Raw genomic sequence first — 22248 nt, 5'->3', positions numbered from 1 at the left:
CAGGAGCGGCTCATGAGCGCTGTGACCCCCGCTGGAGGCGACATCGCGGCGGGCCGCTCCTGGCCCGCCCTGCTGAACGGACTGCTGGACGGCCGTGACCTGTCCGTCGACGACACCGCCTGGGCGATGGACCTGATCATGCGCGGTGAGGCGACCGACGTGCAGATCGCCGGGTTCGCGACGGCGCTGCGGGCCAAGGGCGAGACCGTCGACGAGATCTCCGGCTGTGTGCGGTCGATGTACGAGCACGCGCACGTCATCGAGGTGCCCGGTGAGACCGTCGACATCGTCGGCACCGGCGGCGACGGCGCCAAGACCGTCAACATCTCCACCATGTCGGCCATCGTCATCGCCGGCACCGGCGCGAAGGTCGTCAAGCACGGCAGCCGTGCCGCCTCCTCGGCGTCCGGCGCGTCCGACGTGCTGGAGAAGCTCGGGGTCAATCTGGAGCTGACCCCGAAGCGGGTGGCCCAGGTCGCCGAGGAGGCCGGGATCACCTTCTGCTTCGCCGTGAAGTTCCACCCCGCGCTGCGCCACGTGGCGACCGCGCGCGGCCAGCTGGGCGTGCGGACCGTGTTCAACTTCCTCGGACCGCTGACCAATCCGGCGAAGGTGAAGGCCCAGGCGGTCGGTGTCGCCGACCCCCGGATGGCCCCGATCATCGCCGGGGTGTTCGCCGAACGCGGCAACTCCTCGCTGGTGTTCCGCGGCGACGACGGCCTGGACGAGCTGACCACGACCTCCACCTCCCGGGTCTGGGTCGTGCGGGACGGCACGGTGACCGAGGAGGCCTTCGACCCCCGGGACGTCGGCCTCGAACTGGTGCCGGTCGAGGCGCTGCGCGGCGCCGACGCCTCCTACAACGCCGACGTCGCCCGCCGTCTGCTGGCCGGCGAGCCGGGTCCCGTCCGGGACGCGGTGCTGCTGAACTCGGCGGCGGCCCTGGTGGCCCTGAAGCCCGGCGAGGGACCGCTGACCGAGCGGATCCGGGCCGGCATGGAGCAGGCCGCCGCGTCCATCGACTCCGGCGCGGCCAGGCGGACCCTGGAGCGCTGGGTGGCCGCCAGCAACGCGTAGGTCCCGGCCCGGGGACAGTGACGTCCGTCCCGCGATCCGGACTCGGGTTGCGGGGCGGCGATCACTTCACGTACGTTCCTTTCCAGGTCATGAGTGACAGTCATGAGGCCCCGGCCGACTGTCCGGCAACCCTCCGTCCGTGGCGGGGTGCCCCGGGTGAAGACCAGGTCGTGGACAGCAAGGTTCACGGCAAGCGCGGACCCCTCGCACACCAGGGGTCCTGGGTCGTCCGAGGGAGTCTCCCGTGAATCAGCGAATGCGATAGGGCCGCAGAGCCCCGCCTCCGCATCCCCTTTTCCTTTCCGTCCCACGCTCGAGCCGTGCGCGCTCGCGTGGCGATGTCCTCTGCCTTCACGGGAGTACCCCCATGTCCGTCTCCGCCGTCGCCGCCGACCAGTCCGTCTGTGCCCCGCTGCCCGTTCTGGGCCGGGATGTCACCGTGCCGCTCGTCACCGGCGGTGAGGTCACCTACGCCGCGCTCGACTACGCCGCCAGCGCGCCCGCGCTCCAGCGGGTCTGGGACGACGTCGCCGCCTACGCCCCGTACTACGGCAGCGTGCACCGCGGCGCCGGGTACCTCTCGCAGCTGTCGACCGACCTGTTCGAGAACGCCCGGAAGACCGTCGCCGAGTTCCTGGGCTGCCGGGAGGCCGACCAGGTGGTGTTCACCCGGTCCACCACCGACTCCCTGAACCTGCTCGCCGCCGCCCTCCCGGCCGGCTGCCGGGTCTTCGTCTTCGAGACCGAGCACCACGCCTCGCTGCTGCCCTGGCGGGACGCGGACGTGACCTACCTGGACGCCCCGCGCACCCCTGCCGAGGCCGTCGGGACCCTGGAGCGCGCCCTCGCCGCCCGCGAGCCGTACGGGCCCGCCCTGGTCTGCGTCACCGGCGCCTCCAACGTCACCGGCGAGCTGTGGCCGGTCCGTGAGCTGGCCGCCGCCGCGCACGCGCACGGTGCCCGGATCGTGCTGGACGCCGCCCAGCTCGCCCCGCACCACCCGCTCGACGTCCGTGACCTCGACGTCGACTGGGTCGCCTTCTCCGGGCACAAGCTGTACGCCCCCTTCGGCTCCGGCGTCCTCGCGGGCCGCGCCGACTGGCTGCGCGAGGCGGAGCCGTACCTCGCGGGCGGCGGTGCCAGCCGCAGCGTCAGCCGGCGCGCCGACGGCGGCGTGGACGTGCAGTGGCACGACAGCGCCGCCCGCCACGAGGCCGGGTCGCCCAACGTCATCGGCGCCTACGCCATCGCCTCGGCCTGCAAGGCGCTCACCGAGGCCGGGTTCGACACGCTGGTCGCCCGCGAGGAGTACCTGATCCGCAAGGTCCGCGAAGGGCTCGCCGCGGTGCCCGAGGTCCGGGTCCTGTCCCTCTTCGGTGACGACGCCCCCCGTGTCGGCGTCCTCTCCTTCGTCGTCGACGGCTGGAACAGTTCGCACTTCGCCGCCGCCCTCTCCGCGGAGTACGGCATCGGCGTGCGCGACGGCCTGTTCTGCGCCCACCCGCTGGTGCGTACCCTGCTCGGCAGCGACCCCGAGACGCAGGGCGAGTGCGGCGCCCCCGAGGCGGCACCGGGGGAGAAGTCCCTCAACGCCATCCGGGTCAGCTTCGGCGCGGGCACCCCGGACGAGCACGTCGAGCGGTTCGTGAACGCCGTCAAGGAGCTGGTGAGTGACGGCGCCCGCTGGAACTACCGCACCGAGGACGGGCGTTGCGTGCCGGACACCTCCGCCGCCGCTGCCTGAGTCCCCCGCCCCGGTGCCTGTGCCGGGGCCGTCGGGGCGGGCAGGACGCCGTGCCGGGCGCCCACACCCGGCACCTCCTGCGCGCCCTCCCCGAGGGCGCCGGCCACGGCGAGGACCGGACGGCCGGACAGCTCGGCCCGCCGGGCCACCTCGAGCGAAGAATTCTTCACGAAGAACTCAGTTGTCGAGCCCGATGGCGAACGCCGCCTCCAGGTCGTGCTGCGAGTACGTACGGAACGCCACGTGCGTGTCCGTGCCCTCCACGCCCGGGATCTTGCTGATCCGGCCGGGGATGACCTCCGCCAGGTCCTCGTGCTGATTGACCCGCACCATCGCGATCAGGTCGTAGGTGCCGGTGACGGAGAAGACCTCGCTGACGTTCTCCAGCGAGGCGATCTGCTCCGCGATCTCGGGGATCCGGTCCACGCTGGTCTTGATGAGGACGATCGCGCTGATCACGGCTGGTTCTCTCCCTCGGGGGCCGTCACTGGAACGTCCCCAACTCTAGTCCCACCGCCGAACCGCACCCAGGCGAAGACGAAGCCGAGCCCGAAGCCCACCAGATGCGCGAGGTAGGCCACCCCCGGCCCGTCACCGGCCCGCCCCGCCGCCATCCCCTGCAGGGACGCCCAGAACGGCAGCACCACCCAGGCCGGGAAGCGCAGCGGCAGGAAGAACAGGAAGGGCAGGAGGCTGGTCACGCGGGCGCGCGGGAACAGGAAGAGGAAGGCGCCGAGGATCGCGGAGATCGCCCCCGAGGCCCCGACCAGGGGCTCCTGGGAGTGGGCGTTGGCCGCCGCGTAGCCCAGCAGCGCCAGGTAGCCGCAGCCGAGGTAGAACAGCAGGAACTGCAGCCGCCCCATCCGCGCCTCGGTCATCGCGCCGAAGACGTAGAGGAAGAGCATGTTGCCGAGCAGATGGACCCAGCTGCCGTGGACGAACAGTGCCGTGGCGGGGGTGAGGGCGGCGCCGGGGGAGCCCTCGAACAGTTCTGCGGGGATCACCCCCCAGCGGCGGAACCAGGCGCGCTGCGCGGCCAGCAGCTCTTCCCCGGTCCCGTGGGCCGGATTGAGGCCCGACGCCGGACTGACCAGGAACAGCAGGCAGCACAGGATGATCAGCGCGTACGTCACCGGCGCCGTGCGGTTCCGCGGGGTGCGGGCCGTGCCGAGCGTCCTGACCTTTCCGAGGGCCGCCGTGCTCCAGTTGCGGATCATGAATACAGAGCATGACGCAATCGGGCACAACCGCCCATACCGCCTCGCCGCCGTGGACGCGCGGGCGGCGGGTACCCGCCAGGCCGTAGGGTTACGAGCCACACGCACCGGGGAGGCCGGCGCGTCACGGACACTGGATAGAGAGCGAACAGCCACGATGACGGTTCCCCTGCCGACCGACACGACGCGGTGGCGCTGCACCCTCTGCGGCAACCTCACCCGGTTCGACGTGACCCGCGCCTCGAAGGTCGTCGAGTACGTGCACCTCGATCTGGCCGGTGAGCCGACGGTCGAGGAGCGCGAGGTGCTCAGTGAGACCATCGAGTCGGTGCGGTGCCGCTGGTGCAACGCCGTGGACCAGGTGGAACTCGTGGACAGGCCGGGCGCCGCTTCCTGACAGGAGCGGGTTCCGCGGGCCGTGGTCCCGTACCGGGATCGCGGACAGGCATGCGCAGGCAGCAGAGGTAGTGGGGTGAGGGATGGTGGAGACACACGGCGGGGGGCCGGACGACGGCGCCGCTGAGGTGCTCGACCGCCCGCTGCCCGACGGAGTGCGCCGCAGGGTCGTGCAGATCGTGTCCGACGGCTTCGGCGGACTCACCCTCGGCGAACTGCCCGCACAGCTGAGACAGTACGCCCGCTTCGCCCCCAACCGCCGGGCGAAGTTCGCCGGCAACGCCATGGCCGCCGCCGTGGAGACCGACCCCCTGTTCCGGCAGCGGATCGGCGAGAAATTCAGAGAGGCCCAGCCGGAGCTGGCCGGCGCCCTCGACTCCGGCTCCCCGCCCCCGGCCGCGGACCCCCTCGACGTGGCGGCCGCGGCCTACGTACTGCGCCCGCACGGCTGGGTGAAGCTGGTGACCGCCGCCGGCGAGGAGGCGCAGCGCGCGGACGCCGAGCGCGCCGACGAGGAGAGCCGCGCGGAGCTGGAGCGGCTGCACGAGGAGCTGGCCCGGGCCCGGGAGCACACCAGGACCGAGACGGAGCGGCTGCGCGGCGAGCTGGACGCGGCGAAGAAGGAGGCCGAGTCGCTGCACCGCAAGCTGCGCTCCGCCCTCAGCGACGTCAAGCGCGGCGAGGCCGCCCTGCGCAAGGTGCGGGACGAGATAGACACCGTCCGCACCGAGGCGAACGCCCAGGTGTCCGCCGCCGAGAGCGAGAGCCGGCGGCTCAAGGCCCGACTCGGCGAGACGGAGGCCGCGCTGGAGGCCAGCCGCAGGGCGGCCCGCGAAGGACGCAGCGTCGAGGACATGCGCGTACGGCTGCTCCTCGACACACTGCTGGACGCCACGCAGGGGCTGCGCCGGGAGCTCGCGCTGCCCCCGGTGGCGGTGCGGCCCGCCGAGACGGTGGACGCGGTCGAGCCCGGCCGGATGACCCCGAAGGACATCGCGGCCCGCGCCCTGTCCGAGCACGACCCCGCCATCCTCGACCAGTTGCTCGCGCTGCCCCAGGCGCACCTGGTCGTCGACGGCTACAACGTCACCAAGACCGGCTATCCGCAGATGCCGCTGGAGAAGCAGCGGCTGCGGCTGCTCGGTCAGCTCTCCCAGCTCGCGGCGCAGACCGGCGCCGAGACGACCTGCGTCTTCGACGGGGCCGAACTGGCCGCGCCGGTGCTGCTGGCACCGCCGCGCGGGGTGCGGGTGCTGTTCTCCAAGGCCGGCGTCACCGCGGACGAGCTGATCCGCCAGCTGGTGCGGGCCGAGCCGCCGGGCCGGCCGGTCATCGTCGTCTCCACCGACCGCGAGGTCGCCGACGGGGTGGCGAAGGCGGGGGCGCGGCCGGTGGCCTCGGTGGTCCTCCTCAAGCGGTTCTCGCGCGGCTGAGCCCTGGGCAGTATGTCCCCGGGGTGCCGTCCGCCCCAAGCGCAACATACGGGCCGCTTGCCCGAATTGAGGGCCACTCGATGCGACGCGCTGTCAAGGGGGGCTCACCGCACGTGAGTTCACGGCAAAATATGCCTCACCGGTCTCACTATTTTCACTTGAGGATTTGAACTCATCACGACTTGGTCACTAGGGTCTGCCTTCGAACCCGCGATCGGGTGATGATCCCCCTCCAAGAAGGAGCTCGACTCCGTGGCGTCCCACCGTCGTCCCAAGCAGCCGAGCCGCACGCGTGTGACCGTGCTCACCACCGCAGCGGCAGCCGCAGTCGCTCTCAGCTCGCAGGCGGCCAACGCCGCGCCGAGCGAGAAGCCGAGCAAGGACGAGGTCAAGGCCAAGGTCGACAAGCTCTACGAAGAGGCGGAGCAGGCCACCGAGAAGTACAACGGGGCCAAGGAGAAGCAGGAGAAGCTCCAGAAGGAGATCTCCACCATCCAGGACAACGTCGCCCGCGGCCAGGAGGAGCTCAACGAGCTGCGCGACGGCCTCGGTTCGATGGCCAGCGCCCAGTACCGCTCCGGCGGCATCGACCCCTCCCTCCAGCTCTTCCTGTCCGCCGACCCGGACGACTACCTGGACAAGGCCTCCACGCTCGACCAGCTCAGCGGTCAGCAGGTCGAGGCCCTCAAGAAGATCCAGGAGAAGCAGCGCGACCTCGCCCAGCAGCGCGCCGAGGCCTCCAAGAAGCTCAAGGACCTCTCGGCCACCCGCACCGAACTGGGCAAGAAGAAGAAGGAAGTCCAGGGCAAGCTCTCCTCGGCCCAGAAGCTCCTCAACACGCTCACCGCCGCGGAGAAGGCCGCCCTCACCGCCGAGCAGGACCGCGCCACCCGCAGCAGCGAGCGCCAGGCCCTCTCCGGCTCCACGGCGTCCGCCTCGGGCCGCGCCGGCGCGGCGTTCTCCGCCGCCCAGAGCAAGATCGGCACCCCGTACGTCTACGGCGCCACCGGCCCGTCCTCCTTCGACTGCTCGGGCCTCACCTCCTGGGCCTACGCCCAGGCCGGCGTCGGCATACCCCGCACCTCCGAGGCCCAGGCCAACTACGGCACGCGCATCTCCTCGATGAGCGACCTCCAGGTCGGCGACCTCGTCTTCTTCTTCAACGACCTGCACCACGTGGGCCTCTACGCCGGCAACGGCCAGGTCCTGCACGCGCCGCGCACCGGCACGGTCGTCCGCTACGAGTCGATGGACACCATCGGTGGCCCCTTCATGTGGGGCGTCCGCGTCTGATCCCCGTTCCGGGAACATCCGAAAACGTCCTGGTCGTGCCGCCCGTTCGGGGGAATCACGGCACGGCGTTCTGACCGTCCGCCCCGCCGGTGACCTGCGTCAGCGGCGGGGCGTCGTGTCGCGCACCCTCGTGAGGTCGTTGGTCGCCGCCCCGCCGCGGGGCTACTGTCTGCCGCGTTTCCCGTCCGCCAGCGGAAGGAGTGCGGCTTCCCGTGGGGTCCCATCGCCGCCTTGCACCGTCCGGGTTCGATCGCGGCGCCACCGCCGCCATCGGCCTTCTCTCCGTCGCCACCGCCGTCCTGAGCGCCGTACCGGCGGCCGTGGCCGCGCCGCACGACGACACACGTGCCGAGGTGGACCGCCTCCACACGGAGGCGGAGAAGGCGACCGAGGCCTACAACAAGGCCGACGAGCGCACCGACGCCCTGCGCGAGCAGGTCGGCGCCGCGCAGGACGAGATCGCCCGCAAGCAGGAGCGGATCAACACCATGCGGGACGGGCTCGGCTCGCTCGCCGGAGCCCAGTACCGCGCGGGCGGCGTCGACCCGTCCCTCGTCCTGCTGCTCTCCGCCGACCCGGACGACTACCTGGACAAGGCCTCCGTGCTCGACCGGATCACCACCCGCCAGGCAGGTGAGCTCCGGGAGCTCCGGAGCGCCATGCGCGAACTCTCCCAGGACCGCGCCGAGGCCGCGCGCAAGCTCGCCGAGCTGGAGAAGGGCCGCAAGGCCGTCGCCGCCCACAAGAAGACCGTCGAGCGCAAGCTCGCCGAGGCCCGGCGGCTGCTCGACACCCTCCCGGCCGGCGAACGCGCCGCCTACGGCCGCGCCTCCCGCTCCGGCCGCGCCGGCCTGCCCGCCCTCGGCGGCGCCGTACCCGCCTCCGGCCGGTCGGCGGCCGCCCTCGCCGCCGCCCGCTCCGCGCTCGGCAGGCCCTACGTCTGGGGCGCCAACGGCCCCTCCGGCTTCGACTGCTCGGGCCTGACCCAGTGGGCGTACGCCCAGGCCGGCGTCGGCCTGCCGCGCACCTCGCAGGCGCAGCGGTACGCGGGCCGGCAGATCCCGCTCTCCGAGGCACGGCCCGGAGACCTGGTCGCCTACCGGGACGACGCCAGCCACATCGGCATGTACGCCGGCAACGGCCAGGTGATCCACGCGCCCTACCCCGGCGCCCCGGTGCGCTACGACCCGGTCGGCATGATGCCGGTCTCCTCGGTCACCAGGGTCTGACCTCCCCGAACCCCGGCCGCCGCGGCCCGGCGCCCGTACGATCGGAGAGGTGGCTGGTCGAAGGCGGGTGTCGGGTTCCTCGGTGGTGGCGCTGTGCCTGCTGCTGGTCTCCCTGGTGGCCTGCGGCGGCCGGACCGCGCCCGACCCCGTCCGGACCGAGGTGCAGCGGGTCCTGGACCGGCGTGCGGCGGCCGTCCTGGCCCACGACCGGACGGCCTGGGCCCGCACCGGCTCCGGGACCGGCTTCGGCAACCTGAGCGCGGTCCCGCTGGCCGCCTGGTCGTACCGCGTGACCGGCCTGCACCGCACCGGCGACACCGCCACCGCCGACGTCGACCTCAGCTACCGCGTCGAGGGCTACGACCGGGGCGCCCTCACGACCGCCCGCACCGTGCGGCTGAGCCGGGAGGAGGACGGACGGTGGTCCGTGGAATCCGACCGGCCCGCGAAGCAGTCCGGTCAGCAGCCGTGGGACCAGGGCCCGGTACGGGTGGTGCGGGGCGAGCACAGCCTCGTCCTCGGCGTCGGGCAGTCCACCGGGTCGCTGCGCGGCTACGCGGAGCTGGCCGAGCGCGCGGTGCCGGCCGTGTCCGACGCCTGGGACGGCGACTGGGCCCGCCGCATCGTCGTAGTGGTGCCCGAGTCGCTGGAGGGGATGGCGGGGCTCCTCGGCTCGCCCGCCTCCTCCTACCGGGGCATCGCCGCGGTCACCACCGGCGAGACGGGCGGCCGGGAGCAGGCGCCCGCGGACCGGATCATCGTCAACCCCGACGCGTACGGGCTGCTCGGCAGCCTCGGCAAACAGGTCGTGCTCACCCACGAGACCACCCACGTCGCCACGCGCGTCCACACCACCGCCGCCACCCCGCTGTGGCTGTCCGAGGGCTACGCCGACTGGGTCGGCTACCGCGCCGACGGACGCGAGCCCTCCCAGGCCGCCGCCGAACTGACCCGCGCGGTGTCCGAGGGCCGGGTGCCCGGCGGGCTGCCCACGGACGAGGACTTCGGCTTCACCGGCGAGGCGGACGAACTCGCCCGGGCCTACGAAGGCGGCTGGCTGGCCTGCCGGATGATCGCCGACCAGTGGGGCGAGGACCGGCTGGACGCCTTCTACCGGGCCGTGGGCGCCCACGACGGGCGCGCGGGCGCGGTCGAGGACGCGCTGCGGGACGTGCTCGGCACGACCCAGGACGCGTTCACGGCGCGGTGGCGGGAGTACCTGCGCGAGCAGCTCGGCTGAGCGGGGTACGGCCGCCGGGCGGTCAGCGCGGCACGGCTGCCTCGTCGGCGCGGGCCGGGCGCGGCGGCACGGGGACGCCGCGGCGGCGCGGCACCGTGTCGCGCCACAGGGCGCGGGCCGCGACGAGCGCGGCGGCCACCAGCAGGCCGTTGCGGACGAACAGCAGCGTGACGCCGAGCGTGTCGCTCGCCACCACATGGCCGAACCAGACCGGGAACTCCAGCACCGTCACCGGGGTCGCCGCCAGCACCAGCGCCACCGGCACCCGCATCCGGCCGGCCCGGAAGGTCCCGCACACCGCCCCGACGCCGATCAGCCACACCATGTACTGGGGGCTGATCACCCGGCTGGTGACGGTGAACATCAGCACCGCCACGAAGGCCGCGTCCGCCGCCGTGTGCGCCGCGAACCGGGACGCCGCCACCCGCCACAGCAGCAGCCAGCCGAACGCCGTCCCGGTCAGCGCCAGCGCGGCCGTACTCACCGTCTCCACGTGCGGGCCGAGGAACTCCACGGAGCCGTAGTTGAGCAGCACCTGCCCGTCCCAGCCGGCGTGCCGGGCGAGGTGGAAGACCAGCGAACCCAGCGACTCCACCTCGGTGCCCCGGTCGCGCTGGAACGTCAGGAAGGCGAACGCCCCCGGCATCGCCACCGCGAACAGCGCCGCCAGCCCGGCACCGGTCAGCGCCGCGGCGGCCCAGGCCGCGCGCCGGCGGATCCCCACGAGGACCAGCACCGGCCACACCTTCAGCAGCGCCCCGAGCGCCGCCAGCGCACCGGCCGCCCGCGGATGCCGGCCCGCGGCGAGCAGCGCGGCCACCGCGACGGCGGTGACCATCACGTCGTAGCGGGCGTACACCGTCGGCCCGAGCAGCGGAACGCCCACCACCCACACCCAGACGCCCAGCGCCGATCTGCCGGCGCCGCCGCCCCCGCACCGCAGCAGGACGAGGACGACCAGGTCGGCCGCGCAGGCCAGGACGAAGAAGGCGGTCGGGTAGTCGAGGAAGGGCAGCAGGCCCGGGGAGAGGACCGGGAGGGCGGCGGCGGGCGGGTACTGCCAGGTGACGTCGTCCGACGGAAACGATCCGCCGGACAGAACGTCGTACCAGCCCCGGTAGATGACCGACACGTCGCTGGTGACGTCCGGGCCCGGGAAGATCCACACCTTGAGCACGAACAGCAGCAGCGCCAGCCGCGTCGCGGCCCAGGCGGCGAGCAGCCCGGCCGTGGGCAGCCAGGCCGGGCACCGCCGCCCCGTGTCCGTCGTCTCCACGTCGCTCTCCGCCCGTCCCGCGCCCGTCCCGTCGCCCGTCCTGCCGGTCCGGCCATGATGTCCCGCACGTCGGTGTGGGTGCCACCGGCACGGCCGGGCACCGCCCCGGACGGCCGGTTCGGTAGGGTCGGCGGCGATGCGCAAGACCCTGATCGTGACGAACGACTTCCCGCCCCGCCCGGGCGGCATCCAGGCCTTCCTGCACAACATGGCGCTGCGCCTGGACCCCGAGCGGCTGGTCGTCTACGCCTCCACCTGGAAGCGGAGCCGGGAGGGCATCGAGGCCACCGCCGCCTTCGACGCCGAGCAGCCCTTCACCGTCGTACGCGACCGTACGACGATGCTGCTGCCCACGCCGGGCGCGACCCGGCGGGCGGTCGGGCTGCTGCGCGAGCACGGGTGCACGTCGGTGTGGTTCGGGGCGGCGGCGCCCCTCGGGCTGATGGCGCCCGCACTCCGCAAGGCGGGCGCCGAGCGGATCGTCGCCACCACCCACGGGCACGAGGCCGGCTGGGCCCAGCTGCCCGCCGCCCGGCAACTGCTGCGCCGGATCGGGGAGTCGACGGACACGATCACCTACCTCGGCGAGTACACGCGCTCGCGGATCGCGGGCGCGCTCACACCGCGGGCCGCCGCGCGGATGGTGCAGTTGCCGCCGGGCGTGGACGAGAAGACCTTCCACCCGGACAGCGGCGGTGACGAGGTGCGGGCCCGGCTCGGGCTGACCGACCGGCCCGTCGTGGTGTGCGTCTCGCGGCTGGTGCCGCGCAAGGGCCAGGACACGCTGATCCGGGCGATGCCGCGCATCCTCGCCGCCGAGCCGGACGCCGTCCTGCTGATAGTCGGCGGCGGCCCCTACGAGAAGGACCTGCGCCGCCTCGCCCAGGACACCGGCGTCGCCGACTCCGTCCGCTTCACCGGCGCCGTGCCGTGGGCCGAGCTGCCCGCGCACTACGGCGCCGGGGACGTCTTCGCCATGCCGTGCCGCACCCGGCGGGGCGGGCTGGACGTGGAGGGGCTCGGCATCGTCTACCTGGAGGCCTCCGCGACCGGCCTGCCCGTCGTCGCCGGCGACTCCGGCGGCGCCCCGGACGCGGTACTCGACGGCGAGACGGGCTGGGTCGTACGCGGCGGCGACGCCGCGCAGACGGCCGACCGCGTCACCACCCTCCTCGCCGATCCGGAGCTACGCCGCCGGATCGGCGAGCGGGGCCGCTCCTGGGTCGAGGAGAAGTGGCGCTGGGACCTGCTGGCGGAGCACCTGAAGGCGCTGCTGTAACGCGCGGCCTCGTGGCGCAGGTGACTGCATGCCGCCAGGGGCGCGGGGCTGTGACATTGTGCGGCTCCGCCGCGTGGGCGCGCCACGCCACGACGCACCGGCACCTGCCCACGGCGACAAAGGGGGCACCCTCATGGGCCCCCGCTCGACTACTTCTCGTACAGCGCCTCGATCTCGTCCGCGTAGTCCTTCGCCACCACGTTCCGCTTCAGCTTCAACGACGGAGTCAAATGCCCCGACTCCTCGGAGAACTGCGCACCGAGAACCCGGAACTTCCGCACCGACTCCGCCTTCGACACCGCCGCGTTGCCGTCGTCGACCGCCGACTGGATCGCGGCGATCAGATCCGGGTCCTCACGCAGCGACGCCGCCGTCGAACCGGCCGGCTTGCCGTGGTCCGCGCACCAGCGGCCGAGGAACTCCTCGTCCACGGTGACCAGCGCCCCCACGAACGGCCGCCCGTCGCCGACCACCATGCACTCCGCGACCAGCGCGTGCGCCCGGATGCGGTCCTCGATCACGGCCGGGGCGACGTTCTTGCCGCCCGCGGTGACGATGATCTCCTTCTTGCGGCCGGTGATGCGCAGGTAGCCGTCCTCGTCGAGGGTGCCGATGTCCCCGGTGTGGAACCAGCCGTCGGCGAGCGCCTCCGCGGTCGCCGACGGGTTGTTCCAGTACTCCTTGAACAGGTGCTCGCCGTGCAGCAGCACCTCGCCGTCGTCGGCGATGCGCACCACCGAGCCGGGCAGCGGCTGGCCGACCGTGCCGATCTTCTGCCGGTCCCACGGGTTGAAGGCGGTGGCCGCGCAGGACTCGGTCAGGCCGTAGCCCTCCAGCACCGTGAAGCCGATGCCGCGGAAGAAGTGGCCGAGCCGCTCGCCGAGGGGCGCGCCACCAGAGATGGCGTACTCGCCGCGCCCGCCGAGGACCGTGCGGAGCTTGCTGTAGACGAGCTTGTCGAAGACCTTGTGCTTGATCTTCAGGCCGACGGACGGGCCCGACGGGGTGTCCAGGGCCTTGCTGTACGCGATCGCCGTGTCGGCGGCCTTGTCGAAGATCTTGCCCTTGCCGTCGGCCTGCGCCTTGGCACGCGCCGAGTTGTAGACCTTCTCGAAGACGCGGGGCACGCCCAGGATCAGCGTGGGCCGGAAGGCGGCCAGTTCGTCGGTGAGGTTCTTGATGTCCGGGACGCAGCCCAGCTTGATCGGTGCGATCATCGGCGCGACCTGCACGAGGCGGCCGAAGACGTGGGCGAGCGGGAGGAACAGCAGGACGGAGCACTCGCCCGTGCGGAACAGGGGGCGCAGGCGCTCGACGACGTTCCCGCACTCGGCGAAGAAGCTGCGGTGGGTGAGCACACAGCCCTTGGGGCGGCCGGTGGTGCCCGAGGTGTAGACGATGGTCGCCGGGTCGTCGGCCTTCGCGATCGAGCTGCGCTCCTCGACCGCCTCGTCCGTGACGTCCCCGCCGAGACGCCCCAGCTCGTCCACGGCTCCGGCGTCGATCTGCCAGACGTTCTTGAGGGCGGGTAGCTGCTCGCGGACCGACTCCACGGCGGCGGCGTGCCCGGCCGACTCCACGACGCACGCCGTGGCGCCCGAGTCGCTGAGGATCCACTGCACCTGCTCCGGCGAACTGGTCTCGTACACCGGCACGGTGATCGCGCCCGCGCTCCAGATCGCGAAGTCCAGCAGGGTCCACTCGTAGCGCGTACGGGACATCAGGCCGACCCGGTCGCCCGGCTGGACACCGGAGGCGATGAGGCCCTTGGCGGCGGCGTGCACCTCGGCGAGGAAGGCAACGGCGCTCACGTCCTGCCAGGCGCCGCCCACCTTGCGGGCGATGACGGCGACGTCGGGGTGCTGCGCGGCGTTTCTGCGGACGATGTCGGTCAGATTTCCGTCCGCAGGGACCTCGTACAAAGCCGGAAGGCTGAACTCGCGCAAGACTGCTGCTCCTCATAGGGCGCCGGCGCCACGACGTTGTGTGATGCGACGGTGCGGTCCAAGGCTCGGGCAAGTGCTCGAGGAAAAACATGCGGAATTCACATGTTGAAATCCTGAGCACGACTGGACTGCCCGGACGTTACCCGCCGGTATGGCGTCTCCGACAGGGGGTCCCCGCGAGATGTTCGCTGCGTCACACGGATGGGGTTTCCTTGGCGCAGAGTAGTCGACGCCTTGACCGACCAGCCAGTAACCGCAGGTCCGACCGCCACTGTTCACGCATGCCGCACACACTTACGCTTGATCGCCATGGCACCCACACCGGCCGGTAACACGACGACGCGCGTCCATGTGGTGAGCGACGTGCACGGCAACGCACGCGACCTGGCCAGGGCCGGCGAAGGCGCCGACGCCCTGATCTGCCTGGGGGACCTGGTCCTCTTCCTGGACTACGCCGACCACTCGCGCGGGATCTTCCCCGACCTGTTCGGCAAGGCCAACGCCGACCGCATCGTCGAGCTGCGCACCGCCCGCCGCTTCGCCGAGGCACGGGAGTTGGGGGCCCGGCTGTGGGCGGGCGTCGGCGACGACCGGGCACGGCTGATCGAGCGGGCGGTGCGCGGGCAGTACGCCGAGCTGTTCGCCGCGTTCCCTACGCCGACCTACGCCACCTACGGCAACGTCGACATGCCGCCGCTGTGGCCGGAGTACGCCGGACCGGGCACGACCGTGCTGGACGGGGAGCGCGTCGAGATCGGCGGCCGGGTCTTCGGCTTCGTCGGCGGCGGGCTGCGCACCCCGATGCGCACGCCGTACGAGATCAGCGACGAGGAGTACGCCGCGAAGATCGAGGCCGTCGGCGAGGTGGACGTGCTGTGCACGCACATCCCGCCGGAGGTGCCGGAACTCGTCTACGACACGGTGGCGCGGCGCTTCGAGCGGGGCAGCCGCGCGCTGCTGGACGCCATCCGGCGGACCCGGCCGCGCTACGCCCTGTTCGGGCACGTGCACCAGCCGCTGGTGCGGCGGATGCGGATCGGGGCGACCGAGTGCGTGAACGTCGGCCACTTCGCGTCGACGGGGAAGCCGTGGGCGCTGGAGTGGTGAGCCCGCGCGGCCGGACTGTCGCAGGCAGGTGGTGACATCCGCTTTGCCCGTGCGCGATAGCCTTCACGCGGCACACACGTGCGCGCTCCGGCGCACGACGACCCGCAGTACCGGCCCGCATCTGGAGGAGCCACGGCGATGGCGGAACACACCAGCTCGAGCATCACGATCGAGGCGCCACCGGCCGACGTCATGGAGGTGATCGCCGACTTCGCCCGCTACCCGGACTGGACCGGTGAGGTGAAGGAGGCGCAGGTCCTCGCGAGCGACGCGCAGGGGCGTGCCGAGCAGGTCCGACTCGTCATGGACGCCGGGGCGATCAAGGACGACCAGACGCTGGCGTACACCTGGACGGGCGCGCACGAGGTGTCCTGGACGCTGGTCAAGTCCCAGATGCTGCGCTCGCTCGACGGCTCCTACCTGCTCCGGCCGGCGGGCACGGGCACGGAGGTCACGTACCGGCTCACGGTCGACGTCAAGATCCCGATGCTCGGCATGATCAAGCGCAAGGCCGAGAAGGTCATCATCGACCGGGCGCTGGCGGGCCTGAAGAAGCGCGTGGAGTCGACCCCGAAGTAGCGGGTCCCGTCCCGGTCCGCACCGGGCCGACGCCGGCCGCCGCGGACCTCTCCGCGACGGCGCTGCGGCGCCGGGCGGATGTGCCGGGAACGCCTGACCGTCCGGCGGTGTCCCTCCGCGTCCCGGCGGCTGCCGCGCCGCGGGTCAGGGGCCCCGGACCGTTTCCCCCGTGCCGTGGCCGCCGGCGGCGGCACGCCGGTGCCGGGGCGGCGCACGGCGCGGGACGCCCCCGTGGGCGACGCGGCAGGTCGGCGCGGTCGCCCGGCGCGGACGCGAAGGTAGCGTTCAGCCTCATGCGCACCATCCTGATCACGGGCCCGGGCGGCAGCGGTCGTACGACCGTCGCGGCCGCCACCGCGCTCGCCGCAGCCCGTGCCGGCACCCGCACCCTTCTGCTCGGCGCCGACCGCGACGACACCCTCGGCGCCGCGCTCGGGGTGCGCACCGGCTCGGAGCCGGTCACCGTCGAACCCGGCCTCACGGTCCGGCGGCCCGACGCCGCCGAGGGTTTCCGGGACGGCCTCGCCGCCCTCCAGGACCGCGCCGCCTCCGCCCTCGACCTGCTCGGCGCCGCCCGCCTGGACGCCGAGGAGCTCACCCCCCTGCCCGGCGCCGAGGAACTCGCCCTGCTGCGGGCCGTGCGCGACGCCGCCCTCGCCGAGGCCCACGAACTCCTCGTCGTCGACCTCCCGCCCGCCCCGCGCGCCCTCGCCCTGCTCGCCCTCCCCGAGGAGCTGCGCCGCTACCTGCGCCGCCTGCTCCCGCCCGAGCGGCAGGCCGCCCGCGCCCTGCGTCCCGTCCTCGGCCGGCTCGCGGGCGTCCCCATGCCCGCCGAGTCGCTGTACGAGGCCGCCGCCCGCTGGGACCTGGAACTGGCCGCCGCCGAGGCCGTCCTCGCCGACCGGCACACCGTCGTACGGCTCGTCGCCGAGCCCGGCCCCGCCGGCGCGGACGCCCTGCGCACCGCCCGCCTCGGCCTCGCCCTGCGCGGCGTGCGCACCGACCTGCTGGTCGCCAACCGCGTCCTGCCCGAGGACGCCCCCGCGGACAGCTGGCTCGCCGGCCCTCTCGCCCAGCAGCGCAAGGCACTGGACGAGTGGCGGGGGGCGTACGACGTCCGCACCGTCGCCCACCTGGGACACGACCCGCGGGGCGCGGACGACCTGGCCGCCCTCGACGCACCGGGCGTCAACCCCGACGTCACCCCGGTCGAGTGGCCCGTCTCCGACCGGCTGGCCGACGACGGCGTCCTCGTCTGGCACATCCCCCTGCCCGGCGCCATACGCGACGATCTCGACCTCGTCCGCCGCGGCGACGAACTCGTCGTCACCGCCGGTCCGTTCCGGCGGATCGTGCCGCTGCCCTCCGCACTGCGCCGCTGCACCGTCGAGGGGGCCGCCCTGCGGGACGGGACCCTCGCCGTCCGGTTCGCGCCGGACCCCCGGCTGTGGCCTCGGGGACGCTGATCCCGCCCCGCCCGTTCGGGTAACGTCGTAAGGACGAACCGTAGTCAGGAGTCCGTCATGAGCGAAGATCTCCCCCCGTCCGAGGCGGCTCGCCACGACGAGGCCGACGCGGTCGGGCCGGCCGGACTGGCCGACGAGGCGCGGGCGGCAGACGCCGACGCCTGGGCGACGGCGTGCGCCGAGGACCTGGAGGCCGAGAAGGCCCGCCGCCGCGCCGAGTACGGGCCGCAGCCGGGCTCGGCCGCCGAGGAACTGCGCAGGCTCGTCGACACGGTCGCGGAGAAGCTGTCCGGCCTCCAGACCCCGCTGCTCGGCCAGGTCGCCGGACCGGCCGCCCAGCAGGTGGTCCGCCAGGTCGTCCAGCAGGCCAAGGCCGCCGTCGAACCGGTCATCGAACGCAATCCGGATGTTTTCGACCACCTCGCGGCCGCCGGCGGTGAACTCCTCGCCGCCTACCGCTCCGCCGTCCAGAACCAGGAGCGCCGCTGGACCACCGGGACAACCGGCGCCGACGACGCCCGTGACCTGGACGAACCCCGCGACGACGGCGACGAGGGCACCGGCCCCGGCCAACGTATCGACTTGGACTGAGGCCCCCCTCGGGTACGGTTGGCCGTAGCGGGGCTCGACCGAAACTGAGGGATTCATGGGACTCACCATCGGCGTCGACATCGGCGGCACGAAGATCGCGGCCGGCGTGGTCGACGAGGAAGGCAACATCCTCTCGACCTTCAAGGTGCCGACCCCCACCACGCCCGAGGCCATCGTGGACGCCATCGCCTCGGCGGTGGAGGGCGCACGCGCGGGACACGAGATCGTCGGCGTGGGCATCGGCGCCGCCGGATACGTCAACCGCCAGCGCTCCGAGGTCTACTTCGCGCCGAACATCGACTGGCGCAACGAGCCGCTCAAGGAGAAGGTCGAGGCCCGCGTCGGCCTCCCGGTCGTCGTGGAGAACGACGCCAACGCCGCGGCCTGGGGCGAGTACAAGTTCGGCGCGGGCAAGGGCCACCGCAACGTCATCTGCATCACCCTCGGCACCGGCCTCGGCGGCGGCATCATCATCGGCAACAAGCTGCGCCGCGGTCACTTCGGCGTGGCCGCCGAGTTCGGCCACATCCGCATGGTGCCGGACGGCCTGCTGTGCGGCTGCGGCTCGCAGGGCTGCTGGGAGCAGTACGCCTCCGGCCGCGCCCTCGTGCGCTACGCCAAGCAGCGCGCCAACGCCACCCCCGAGCGCGCCGAGGTGCTGCTCGCGCTGGGCGACGGCACCCCCGACGGCATCGAGGGCAAGCACATCTCGGTCGCCGCGCGGCAGGGCTGCCCGGTCGCCGTCGACTCCTACCGCGAACTGGCCCGCTGGGCCGGCGCCGGCCTCGCCGACCTGGCCTCGCTCTTCGACCCGTCCGCCTTCATCGTCGGCGGCGGTCTCTCCGACGAGGGAGACCTGGTCCTCGACCCGATCCGCAAGTCGTACAAGCGCTGGCTGGTCGGCGGCAACTGGCGCCCGGTCGCCGATGTGATCGCAGCCCAGCTCGGCAACAAGGCCGGCCTGGTAGGCGCAGCCGACCTGGCCCGCGAGCCCGACCCGATCATGTAGAGGTCCGGAACCCGGACGTCCCCGAAGGGGCGCGGGGCGGAGCCCAGTCGGGGCTCCGCCCCGCGGGCACGACGAGCCACGACGAACCGGCAGTCGCCCACGGTCCTCGCGCCCCGAGCCGTGGGGCGTACTGTGATCCACATGGAGCCGCTCCCCAACTCCCGCACCGAACCCGACGGTTCCGCCGTCATCCGGGTCCTCAGCTACAACATCCGCTCGATGCGCGACGACACCGACGCCCTCGCCCGCGTGATCGCCGCCTGCGCCCCCGACCTCGTCCTCCTCCAGGAGGCCCCCCGCTTCTTCCGCTGGCGCAAGAAGCTCACCCGGCTCGCCGCGGCCTCCGGGCTGGTGCTCCTCTCCGGGGGCGCCACGGCCGCCGGGCCGGCGCTCCTGTGCTCCCTGCGAGCCACCGTGGAGCGCACCGAGGACGTACTGCTCCCGCTCACCCCCGGCCTGCACCGCCGGGGCTTCGCCACCGCCGTGGTCCGCTTCGGCGGGGCCCGTCTCGGTGTCGTGAGCTGTCATCTGTCGCTGCAGAAGGACGAGCGGTACGCGCAGGCCGGCCTGCTCCTCGACCGGGTCGCCGGCATGGGCGTGGAGCACGTGGTGGCGGGCGGAGACCTGAACGAACGTCCCGGCGGGCGCGTCTTCCGGCGGCTCGGCGACGGGCTGCGGGACTGCTGGACCGCCGCGCCCTGGGGCGGCGAGTACACCTCCACCCCCACCGACCCGCATCAGCGCATCGACGCGGTCTTCGCGACCGACGGCATCGAGGTGCTGGGCTGCGGGGTGCCGGCGGGACTCCCCGGGGTGGCCGAGGACGACCTGAGGGCGGCCACGGACCACCTCCCGGTCCTGACCGCCCTGCGCGTGCCCGCGGCCTGAGGCCCTCCGGCGCCCAGGCCGGCGCCGGCCTCAGACCACCGCGCCCCGCCCCGGGTCGTCGTCGTCCTCGTCGCCCGTGCGCATCCGCATGACCAGCGTGGCGAAGCCGCCGAGGAAGCCGCCGATGCTCAGGGTCGTCAGCCACCAGGTCATGTCCCAGCCGAGCACCACCGCCAGCAGGAGCAGCACCGGGCCGCCGAGGACACCCAGCCAGGCGAACTTCGCCGTGGTGTCGCCCTCGGGCAGCGGCGGCGGCTCGGGCGGCACGAAGTGGCCCTCGTCCTCCTCGCCGAGATCGTCGTCGGCGGGCTCGGCCAGGCTGTGGTCACGCGGTCCGACACCCGGGGCGAAGGCGACGGAGCTGCCCAGCGGACGGGCCGAGGCGGGCCGCTCCGGCTCGGGCTTGTCGTCGTTCGTCTCCGGCTCCAGGAGGGCCAGGTCCTCCACCGACTTGAACGGCTTGGCGCCCGGCGGGTCCGGCGGCTCCTCGCCGTACCCGGCGACGATCGCCGCCCAGGCCGCGGCCTCGTCGAAGGGCACGGCCTGCTCCTGCGGTGCGCGCTCCTCCCCGGGGCCCGGCCCCTCGCGGTCCTCCCGCTCGACGTCACGCTCGCGGTCCCGTTCCACGTTCCGCACCTCCTCCCGCTCTCCCCGCTCCTCCCGGTCCTCGCGGTCGGAGTCGTGCTCAGCCACCTGCGGTCGTCCCTTCCTCACCGAGACCGTGCTCCGGCTCCTTGACGGAACCGGGCGCGAGCCGGCCGATGAACGCGATGCTCTCCGCGAAGATCCGGTCCGCGTCGTGGTCCAACGTCGCCACGTGGTAACTCTGTTCCAGCAGGACCTCCGTCACGTCCGTCGACGACACCCGGCCGAGGATGCGCGCCGAGTCGGCCGGCGGCACCACATGGTCCTGCGGGCTGCGCAGCAGCAGCAGCGGCTGCGTCACCTGCGGCAGGTCGCCGTCGGCGAGGCGGAAGAACGTACGCAGCGAGTGGGCCGCGTGCAGCGGCACCTTGTCGTACCCCAGCTCCGTGCTGAGCGGCTTGGCGATGTCGCTGGCGATGCCCTTGGTCGCGGGGAGCAGGTGCCGCAGCACCGGAAGGGCGTGCTGGGCCACGCCGTGCATCCGGTTCGCCGGGTTGACGACCACGACACCCGACACCGCGTCGCCGTGCTTCGCGGCGAGCCGCAGCGCCAGGGCCCCGCCCATCGACAGGCCGGCCACGAACACACGCTCGCAGCGCTCCCGCAGGGCCCGCAGCTCGCGGTCCACCTCCGCGTACCAGTCCTGCCAGCCGGTGACCTGCATGTCCTCCCAGCGCGTGCCGTGCCCGGGCAGCAGCGGCAGCGCGACCGTCAGATCGTGCTCCGCGAGGTACCGGGCCCACGGGCGCAAGGACTGCGGGGAACCGGTGAAACCGTGGCAGAGGAGGACGCCGGCCTCCCCGCCCTCGTGGCGGAACGGCTCGGCTCCGGGCAGGACCGGCACGTCTCGGTCTCCTGTCGTCAGGGGCCGGCACAGCCGGACCGTCGGGTGCGATGGACGCGTGTGCGGTACTTGCGGGTACTTCACCGTACGCGACCGCACTGACACCGACCAGGGCCGTCGGGGCCATTGACGGTGCTCCGGGATAGGGTCTGAGCCACAGACACAGGAGGCACTCGGTTGTTGTACGGCGCGATGAAGGTCACCGTCGGGGGTTCGCTGAAGCTCGCCTTCCGGCCCTGGGTGGAAGGCCTGGAGCACATCCCGGCCGAGGGCCCCGCCATTCTGGCGAGCAACCACCTGTCGTTCTCCGACTCGTTCTTCCTGCCGGCCGTCCTCGACCGCAAGGTGACCTTCATCGCCAAGGCCGAGTACTTCAACACGCCCGGGGTCAAGGGCCGGCTGACCGCCGCGTTCTTCAAGGGCGTCGGCCAGCTCCCCGTGGACCGCTCCGGCGCGCGCGGCGCCGGCGAGGCCGCCATCAAGAGCGGCATAGAGGTCCTGGAACGCGGCGAGCTCTTCGGCATCTACCCCGAGGGCACGCGGTCCCCGGACGGCAGGCTGTACCGAGGCAAGCCCGGCGGCCTCGCGCGCGTGGCGCTCGCCACCGGCGCCCCGGTCGTCCCGGTCGCCATGATCGACACCGAGAAGATCCAGCCGCCCGGCAAGGTGGTGCCGAAGCTGATGCGCCCCGGCATCCGCATCGGCAAGCCCCTGGACTTCACCCGCTACCAGGGCATGGAGCACGACCGCTTCGTGCTCCGCGCGGTGACCGACGAGGTCATGTACGAGATCATGAAGCTCTCCGGCCAGGAGTACGTCGACATGTACGCGACCGCCATGAAGCGGCAGCTCGCGGAGGCGGCGAAGGCCGAGAAGGAGGCGGGCAAGGCGGCGAAGGCCGCGCTCGCCCAGGCGGAGAAGGAACAGACCGCGAAGGAGAAGGCGGCCGAGCGGGACCGGGGCGCCGAGCAGGGGACCGAGCCCTAGCC

Annotated in this window: 21 protein-coding genes, 1 pseudogene and 1 riboswitch; of the genes and pseudogenes, 15 read left to right on the top strand and 7 right to left on the bottom strand. The window is 73.2% G+C overall.

The features are described from left to right. Window positions 1–12: 12 nt before the first annotated feature. Together trpD and ACIRG6_RS01085 are read left to right on the top strand one after the other, a co-directional pair. Window positions 13–1077: an anthranilate phosphoribosyltransferase gene (trpD, locus tag ACIRG6_RS01090; protein ID WP_350718771.1), complete on the top strand. Its 1065-nt coding sequence runs from the start codon at window positions 13–15 to the stop codon at window positions 1075–1077. 85 nt (window positions 1078–1162) lie between these two features. Continuing rightward, window positions 1163–1279, top strand: a riboswitch (SAM riboswitch). A 165-nt stretch (window positions 1280–1444) separates the two neighbouring features. Beyond that, window positions 1445–2821 (top strand): aminotransferase class V-fold PLP-dependent enzyme, encoded by a 1377-nt coding sequence (locus ACIRG6_RS01085; protein WP_365020659.1) that lies wholly within the window; start codon window positions 1445–1447, stop codon window positions 2819–2821. On the opposite strand, the pseudogene ACIRG6_RS01080 reads toward ACIRG6_RS01085, so the two are convergent. From ACIRG6_RS01080 to ACIRG6_RS01070, 3 genes and pseudogenes are all read right to left on the bottom strand, one after another. After that, window positions 2767–2973 (bottom strand): annotated as a pseudogene (locus ACIRG6_RS01080) (glycerate kinase); the annotation flags it as partial. The gene ACIRG6_RS01085 and the pseudogene ACIRG6_RS01080 sit on opposite strands and share 55 nt — an antisense overlap. Window positions 2974–2998: 25 nt before the next feature. After that, the gene (locus tag ACIRG6_RS01075) at window positions 2999–3280 is read right to left on the bottom strand and encodes an Lrp/AsnC family transcriptional regulator (protein ID WP_077797603.1); all 282 of its coding nucleotides are present in this window, start codon (window positions 3278–3280) and stop codon (window positions 2999–3001) included. Beyond that, window positions 3277–4038 carry a rhomboid family intramembrane serine protease gene (locus ACIRG6_RS01070; RefSeq protein ID WP_318218235.1) on the bottom strand — a complete coding sequence of 254 codons (762 nt, stop codon included), beginning with the start codon at window positions 4036–4038 and terminating at the stop codon, window positions 3277–3279. The genes ACIRG6_RS01075 and ACIRG6_RS01070 overlap by 4 nt, the downstream gene beginning before the upstream one ends. Window positions 4039–4195: 157 nt before the next feature. Between ACIRG6_RS01070 and ACIRG6_RS01065 the strand changes: the two genes are divergently transcribed. The 5 genes from ACIRG6_RS01065 (at window position 4196) to ACIRG6_RS01045 (ending at window position 9629) form a co-directional block, all read left to right on the top strand. Then, on the top strand, window positions 4196–4435 hold the full coding sequence (locus ACIRG6_RS01065) for a hypothetical protein (protein ID WP_052841425.1): 240 nt from the start codon (window positions 4196–4198) through the stop codon (window positions 4433–4435). 82 nt (window positions 4436–4517) lie between these two features. Then, window positions 4518–5867, top strand: coding sequence for an NYN domain-containing protein (locus ACIRG6_RS01060; RefSeq protein WP_403320130.1), 1350 nt, complete (start codon window positions 4518–4520; stop codon window positions 5865–5867). A 252-nt stretch (window positions 5868–6119) separates the two neighbouring features. Then, window positions 6120–7160 (top strand): C40 family peptidase, encoded by a 1041-nt coding sequence (locus ACIRG6_RS01055; RefSeq protein WP_318218234.1) that lies wholly within the window; start codon window positions 6120–6122, stop codon window positions 7158–7160. Between the two features lie 212 nt (window positions 7161–7372). Then, window positions 7373–8389, top strand: a complete 1017-nt coding sequence (locus ACIRG6_RS01050; RefSeq protein ID WP_403320128.1) for a C40 family peptidase — start codon at window positions 7373–7375, stop codon at window positions 8387–8389. A 49-nt stretch (window positions 8390–8438) separates the two neighbouring features. Continuing rightward, window positions 8439–9629, top strand: coding sequence for a hypothetical protein (locus tag ACIRG6_RS01045; RefSeq protein ID WP_403320126.1), 1191 nt, complete (start codon window positions 8439–8441; stop codon window positions 9627–9629). A gap of 22 nt (window positions 9630–9651) precedes the next feature. On the opposite strand, the gene ACIRG6_RS01040 is transcribed toward ACIRG6_RS01045, so the two are convergent. Next, the gene (locus tag ACIRG6_RS01040; protein ID WP_364677769.1) at window positions 9652–10905 is read right to left on the bottom strand and encodes a glycosyltransferase 87 family protein; all 1254 of its coding nucleotides are present in this window, start codon (window positions 10903–10905) and stop codon (window positions 9652–9654) included. Between the two features lie 136 nt (window positions 10906–11041). On the opposite strand from ACIRG6_RS01040, the gene ACIRG6_RS01035 reads away from it, so the two are divergent. Further along, window positions 11042–12184 carry a glycosyltransferase family 4 protein gene (locus tag ACIRG6_RS01035; protein ID WP_403320124.1) on the top strand — a complete coding sequence of 381 codons (1143 nt, stop codon included), beginning with the start codon at window positions 11042–11044 and terminating at the stop codon, window positions 12182–12184. Between the two features lie 149 nt (window positions 12185–12333). Here ACIRG6_RS01035 and ACIRG6_RS01030 read toward each other — a convergent pair whose 3' ends face one another. Next, window positions 12334–14130, bottom strand: a complete 1797-nt coding sequence (locus ACIRG6_RS01030) for an AMP-dependent synthetase/ligase (protein ID WP_350718788.1) — start codon at window positions 14128–14130, stop codon at window positions 12334–12336. A 351-nt stretch (window positions 14131–14481) separates the two neighbouring features. Between ACIRG6_RS01030 and ACIRG6_RS01025 the strand changes: the two genes are divergently transcribed. The 6 genes from ACIRG6_RS01025 (at window position 14482) to ACIRG6_RS01000 (ending at window position 19770) form a co-directional block, all read left to right on the top strand. Beyond that, the gene (locus ACIRG6_RS01025) at window positions 14482–15237 is read left to right on the top strand and encodes a metallophosphoesterase family protein (RefSeq protein ID WP_351135935.1); all 756 of its coding nucleotides are present in this window, start codon (window positions 14482–14484) and stop codon (window positions 15235–15237) included. Window positions 15238–15375: 138 nt separating this feature from the next. After that, window positions 15376–15816, top strand: a complete 441-nt coding sequence (locus tag ACIRG6_RS01020; protein ID WP_239771433.1) for an SRPBCC family protein — start codon at window positions 15376–15378, stop codon at window positions 15814–15816. A gap of 293 nt (window positions 15817–16109) precedes the next feature. Continuing rightward, a complete protein-coding gene (locus ACIRG6_RS01015; protein WP_364677773.1) occupies window positions 16110–17282 on the top strand; it encodes an ArsA family ATPase in 1173 nt (390 codons plus the stop codon). A gap of 57 nt (window positions 17283–17339) precedes the next feature. Further along, window positions 17340–17873: a DUF5304 domain-containing protein gene (locus tag ACIRG6_RS01010; protein WP_403320121.1), complete on the top strand. Its 534-nt coding sequence runs from the start codon at window positions 17340–17342 to the stop codon at window positions 17871–17873. Between the two features lie 55 nt (window positions 17874–17928). Beyond that, window positions 17929–18882, top strand: coding sequence for an ROK family glucokinase (locus ACIRG6_RS01005; protein WP_189228211.1), 954 nt, complete (start codon window positions 17929–17931; stop codon window positions 18880–18882). A 141-nt stretch (window positions 18883–19023) separates the two neighbouring features. After that, window positions 19024–19770: an endonuclease/exonuclease/phosphatase family protein gene (locus ACIRG6_RS01000; RefSeq protein ID WP_350718795.1), complete on the top strand. Its 747-nt coding sequence runs from the start codon at window positions 19024–19026 to the stop codon at window positions 19768–19770. Window positions 19771–19800: 30 nt separating this feature from the next. Here ACIRG6_RS01000 and ACIRG6_RS00995 read toward each other — a convergent pair whose 3' ends face one another. After that, window positions 19801–20463, bottom strand: coding sequence for a hypothetical protein (locus ACIRG6_RS00995; RefSeq protein ID WP_403320117.1), 663 nt, complete (start codon window positions 20461–20463; stop codon window positions 19801–19803). After that, on the bottom strand, window positions 20456–21259 hold the full coding sequence (locus tag ACIRG6_RS00990) for an alpha/beta hydrolase (RefSeq protein ID WP_239771427.1): 804 nt from the start codon (window positions 21257–21259) through the stop codon (window positions 20456–20458). The genes ACIRG6_RS00995 and ACIRG6_RS00990 overlap by 8 nt, the downstream gene beginning before the upstream one ends. 192 nt (window positions 21260–21451) lie before the next feature. Here ACIRG6_RS00990 and ACIRG6_RS00985 point away from each other — a divergent pair, with 192 nt between their 5' ends. After that, window positions 21452–22246 (top strand): lysophospholipid acyltransferase family protein, encoded by a 795-nt coding sequence (locus ACIRG6_RS00985; protein ID WP_364677952.1) that lies wholly within the window; start codon window positions 21452–21454, stop codon window positions 22244–22246. Window positions 22247–22248 lie beyond the last annotated feature (2 nt).

Source organism: Streptomyces flaveolus, from assembly GCF_044765825.1.
In the GTDB taxonomy this organism is placed as follows: Bacteria; Actinomycetota; Actinomycetes; order Streptomycetales; family Streptomycetaceae; genus Streptomyces; species Streptomyces flaveolus.
The sequence above is the reverse complement of the archived record's forward strand: the minus strand, read 5'-3'. Positions and strand labels throughout refer to the sequence as shown.

What these genes read in the sequence shown, in the direction of transcription:
- ACIRG6_RS01015 (WP_364677773.1), top strand. Translation starts at nt 16,110, where the DNA reads ATGCGCACCATCCTGATCACGGGCCCGGGCGGCAGCGGTCGTACGACC.
- ACIRG6_RS01070 (WP_318218235.1), bottom strand. Translation starts at nt 4,038, where the DNA reads ATGATCCGCAACTGGAGCACGGCGGCCCTCGGAAAGGTCAGGACGCTC.
- ACIRG6_RS01010 (WP_403320121.1), top strand. Translation starts at nt 17,340, where the DNA reads ATGAGCGAAGATCTCCCCCCGTCCGAGGCGGCTCGCCACGACGAGGCC.
- ACIRG6_RS01005 (WP_189228211.1), top strand. Translation starts at nt 17,929, where the DNA reads ATGGGACTCACCATCGGCGTCGACATCGGCGGCACGAAGATCGCGGCC.
- ACIRG6_RS00985 (WP_364677952.1), top strand. Translation starts at nt 21,452, where the DNA reads ATGAAGGTCACCGTCGGGGGTTCGCTGAAGCTCGCCTTCCGGCCCTGG.
- ACIRG6_RS01085 (WP_365020659.1), top strand. Translation starts at nt 1,445, where the DNA reads ATGTCCGTCTCCGCCGTCGCCGCCGACCAGTCCGTCTGTGCCCCGCTG.
- trpD (WP_350718771.1), top strand. Translation starts at nt 13, where the DNA reads ATGAGCGCTGTGACCCCCGCTGGAGGCGACATCGCGGCGGGCCGCTCC.
- ACIRG6_RS01020 (WP_239771433.1), top strand. Translation starts at nt 15,376, where the DNA reads ATGGCGGAACACACCAGCTCGAGCATCACGATCGAGGCGCCACCGGCC.
- ACIRG6_RS01000 (WP_350718795.1), top strand. Translation starts at nt 19,024, where the DNA reads ATGGAGCCGCTCCCCAACTCCCGCACCGAACCCGACGGTTCCGCCGTC.
- ACIRG6_RS01065 (WP_052841425.1), top strand. Translation starts at nt 4,196, where the DNA reads ATGACGGTTCCCCTGCCGACCGACACGACGCGGTGGCGCTGCACCCTC.
- ACIRG6_RS01060 (WP_403320130.1), top strand. Translation starts at nt 4,518, where the DNA reads ATGGTGGAGACACACGGCGGGGGGCCGGACGACGGCGCCGCTGAGGTG.
- ACIRG6_RS01035 (WP_403320124.1), top strand. Translation starts at nt 11,042, where the DNA reads ATGCGCAAGACCCTGATCGTGACGAACGACTTCCCGCCCCGCCCGGGC.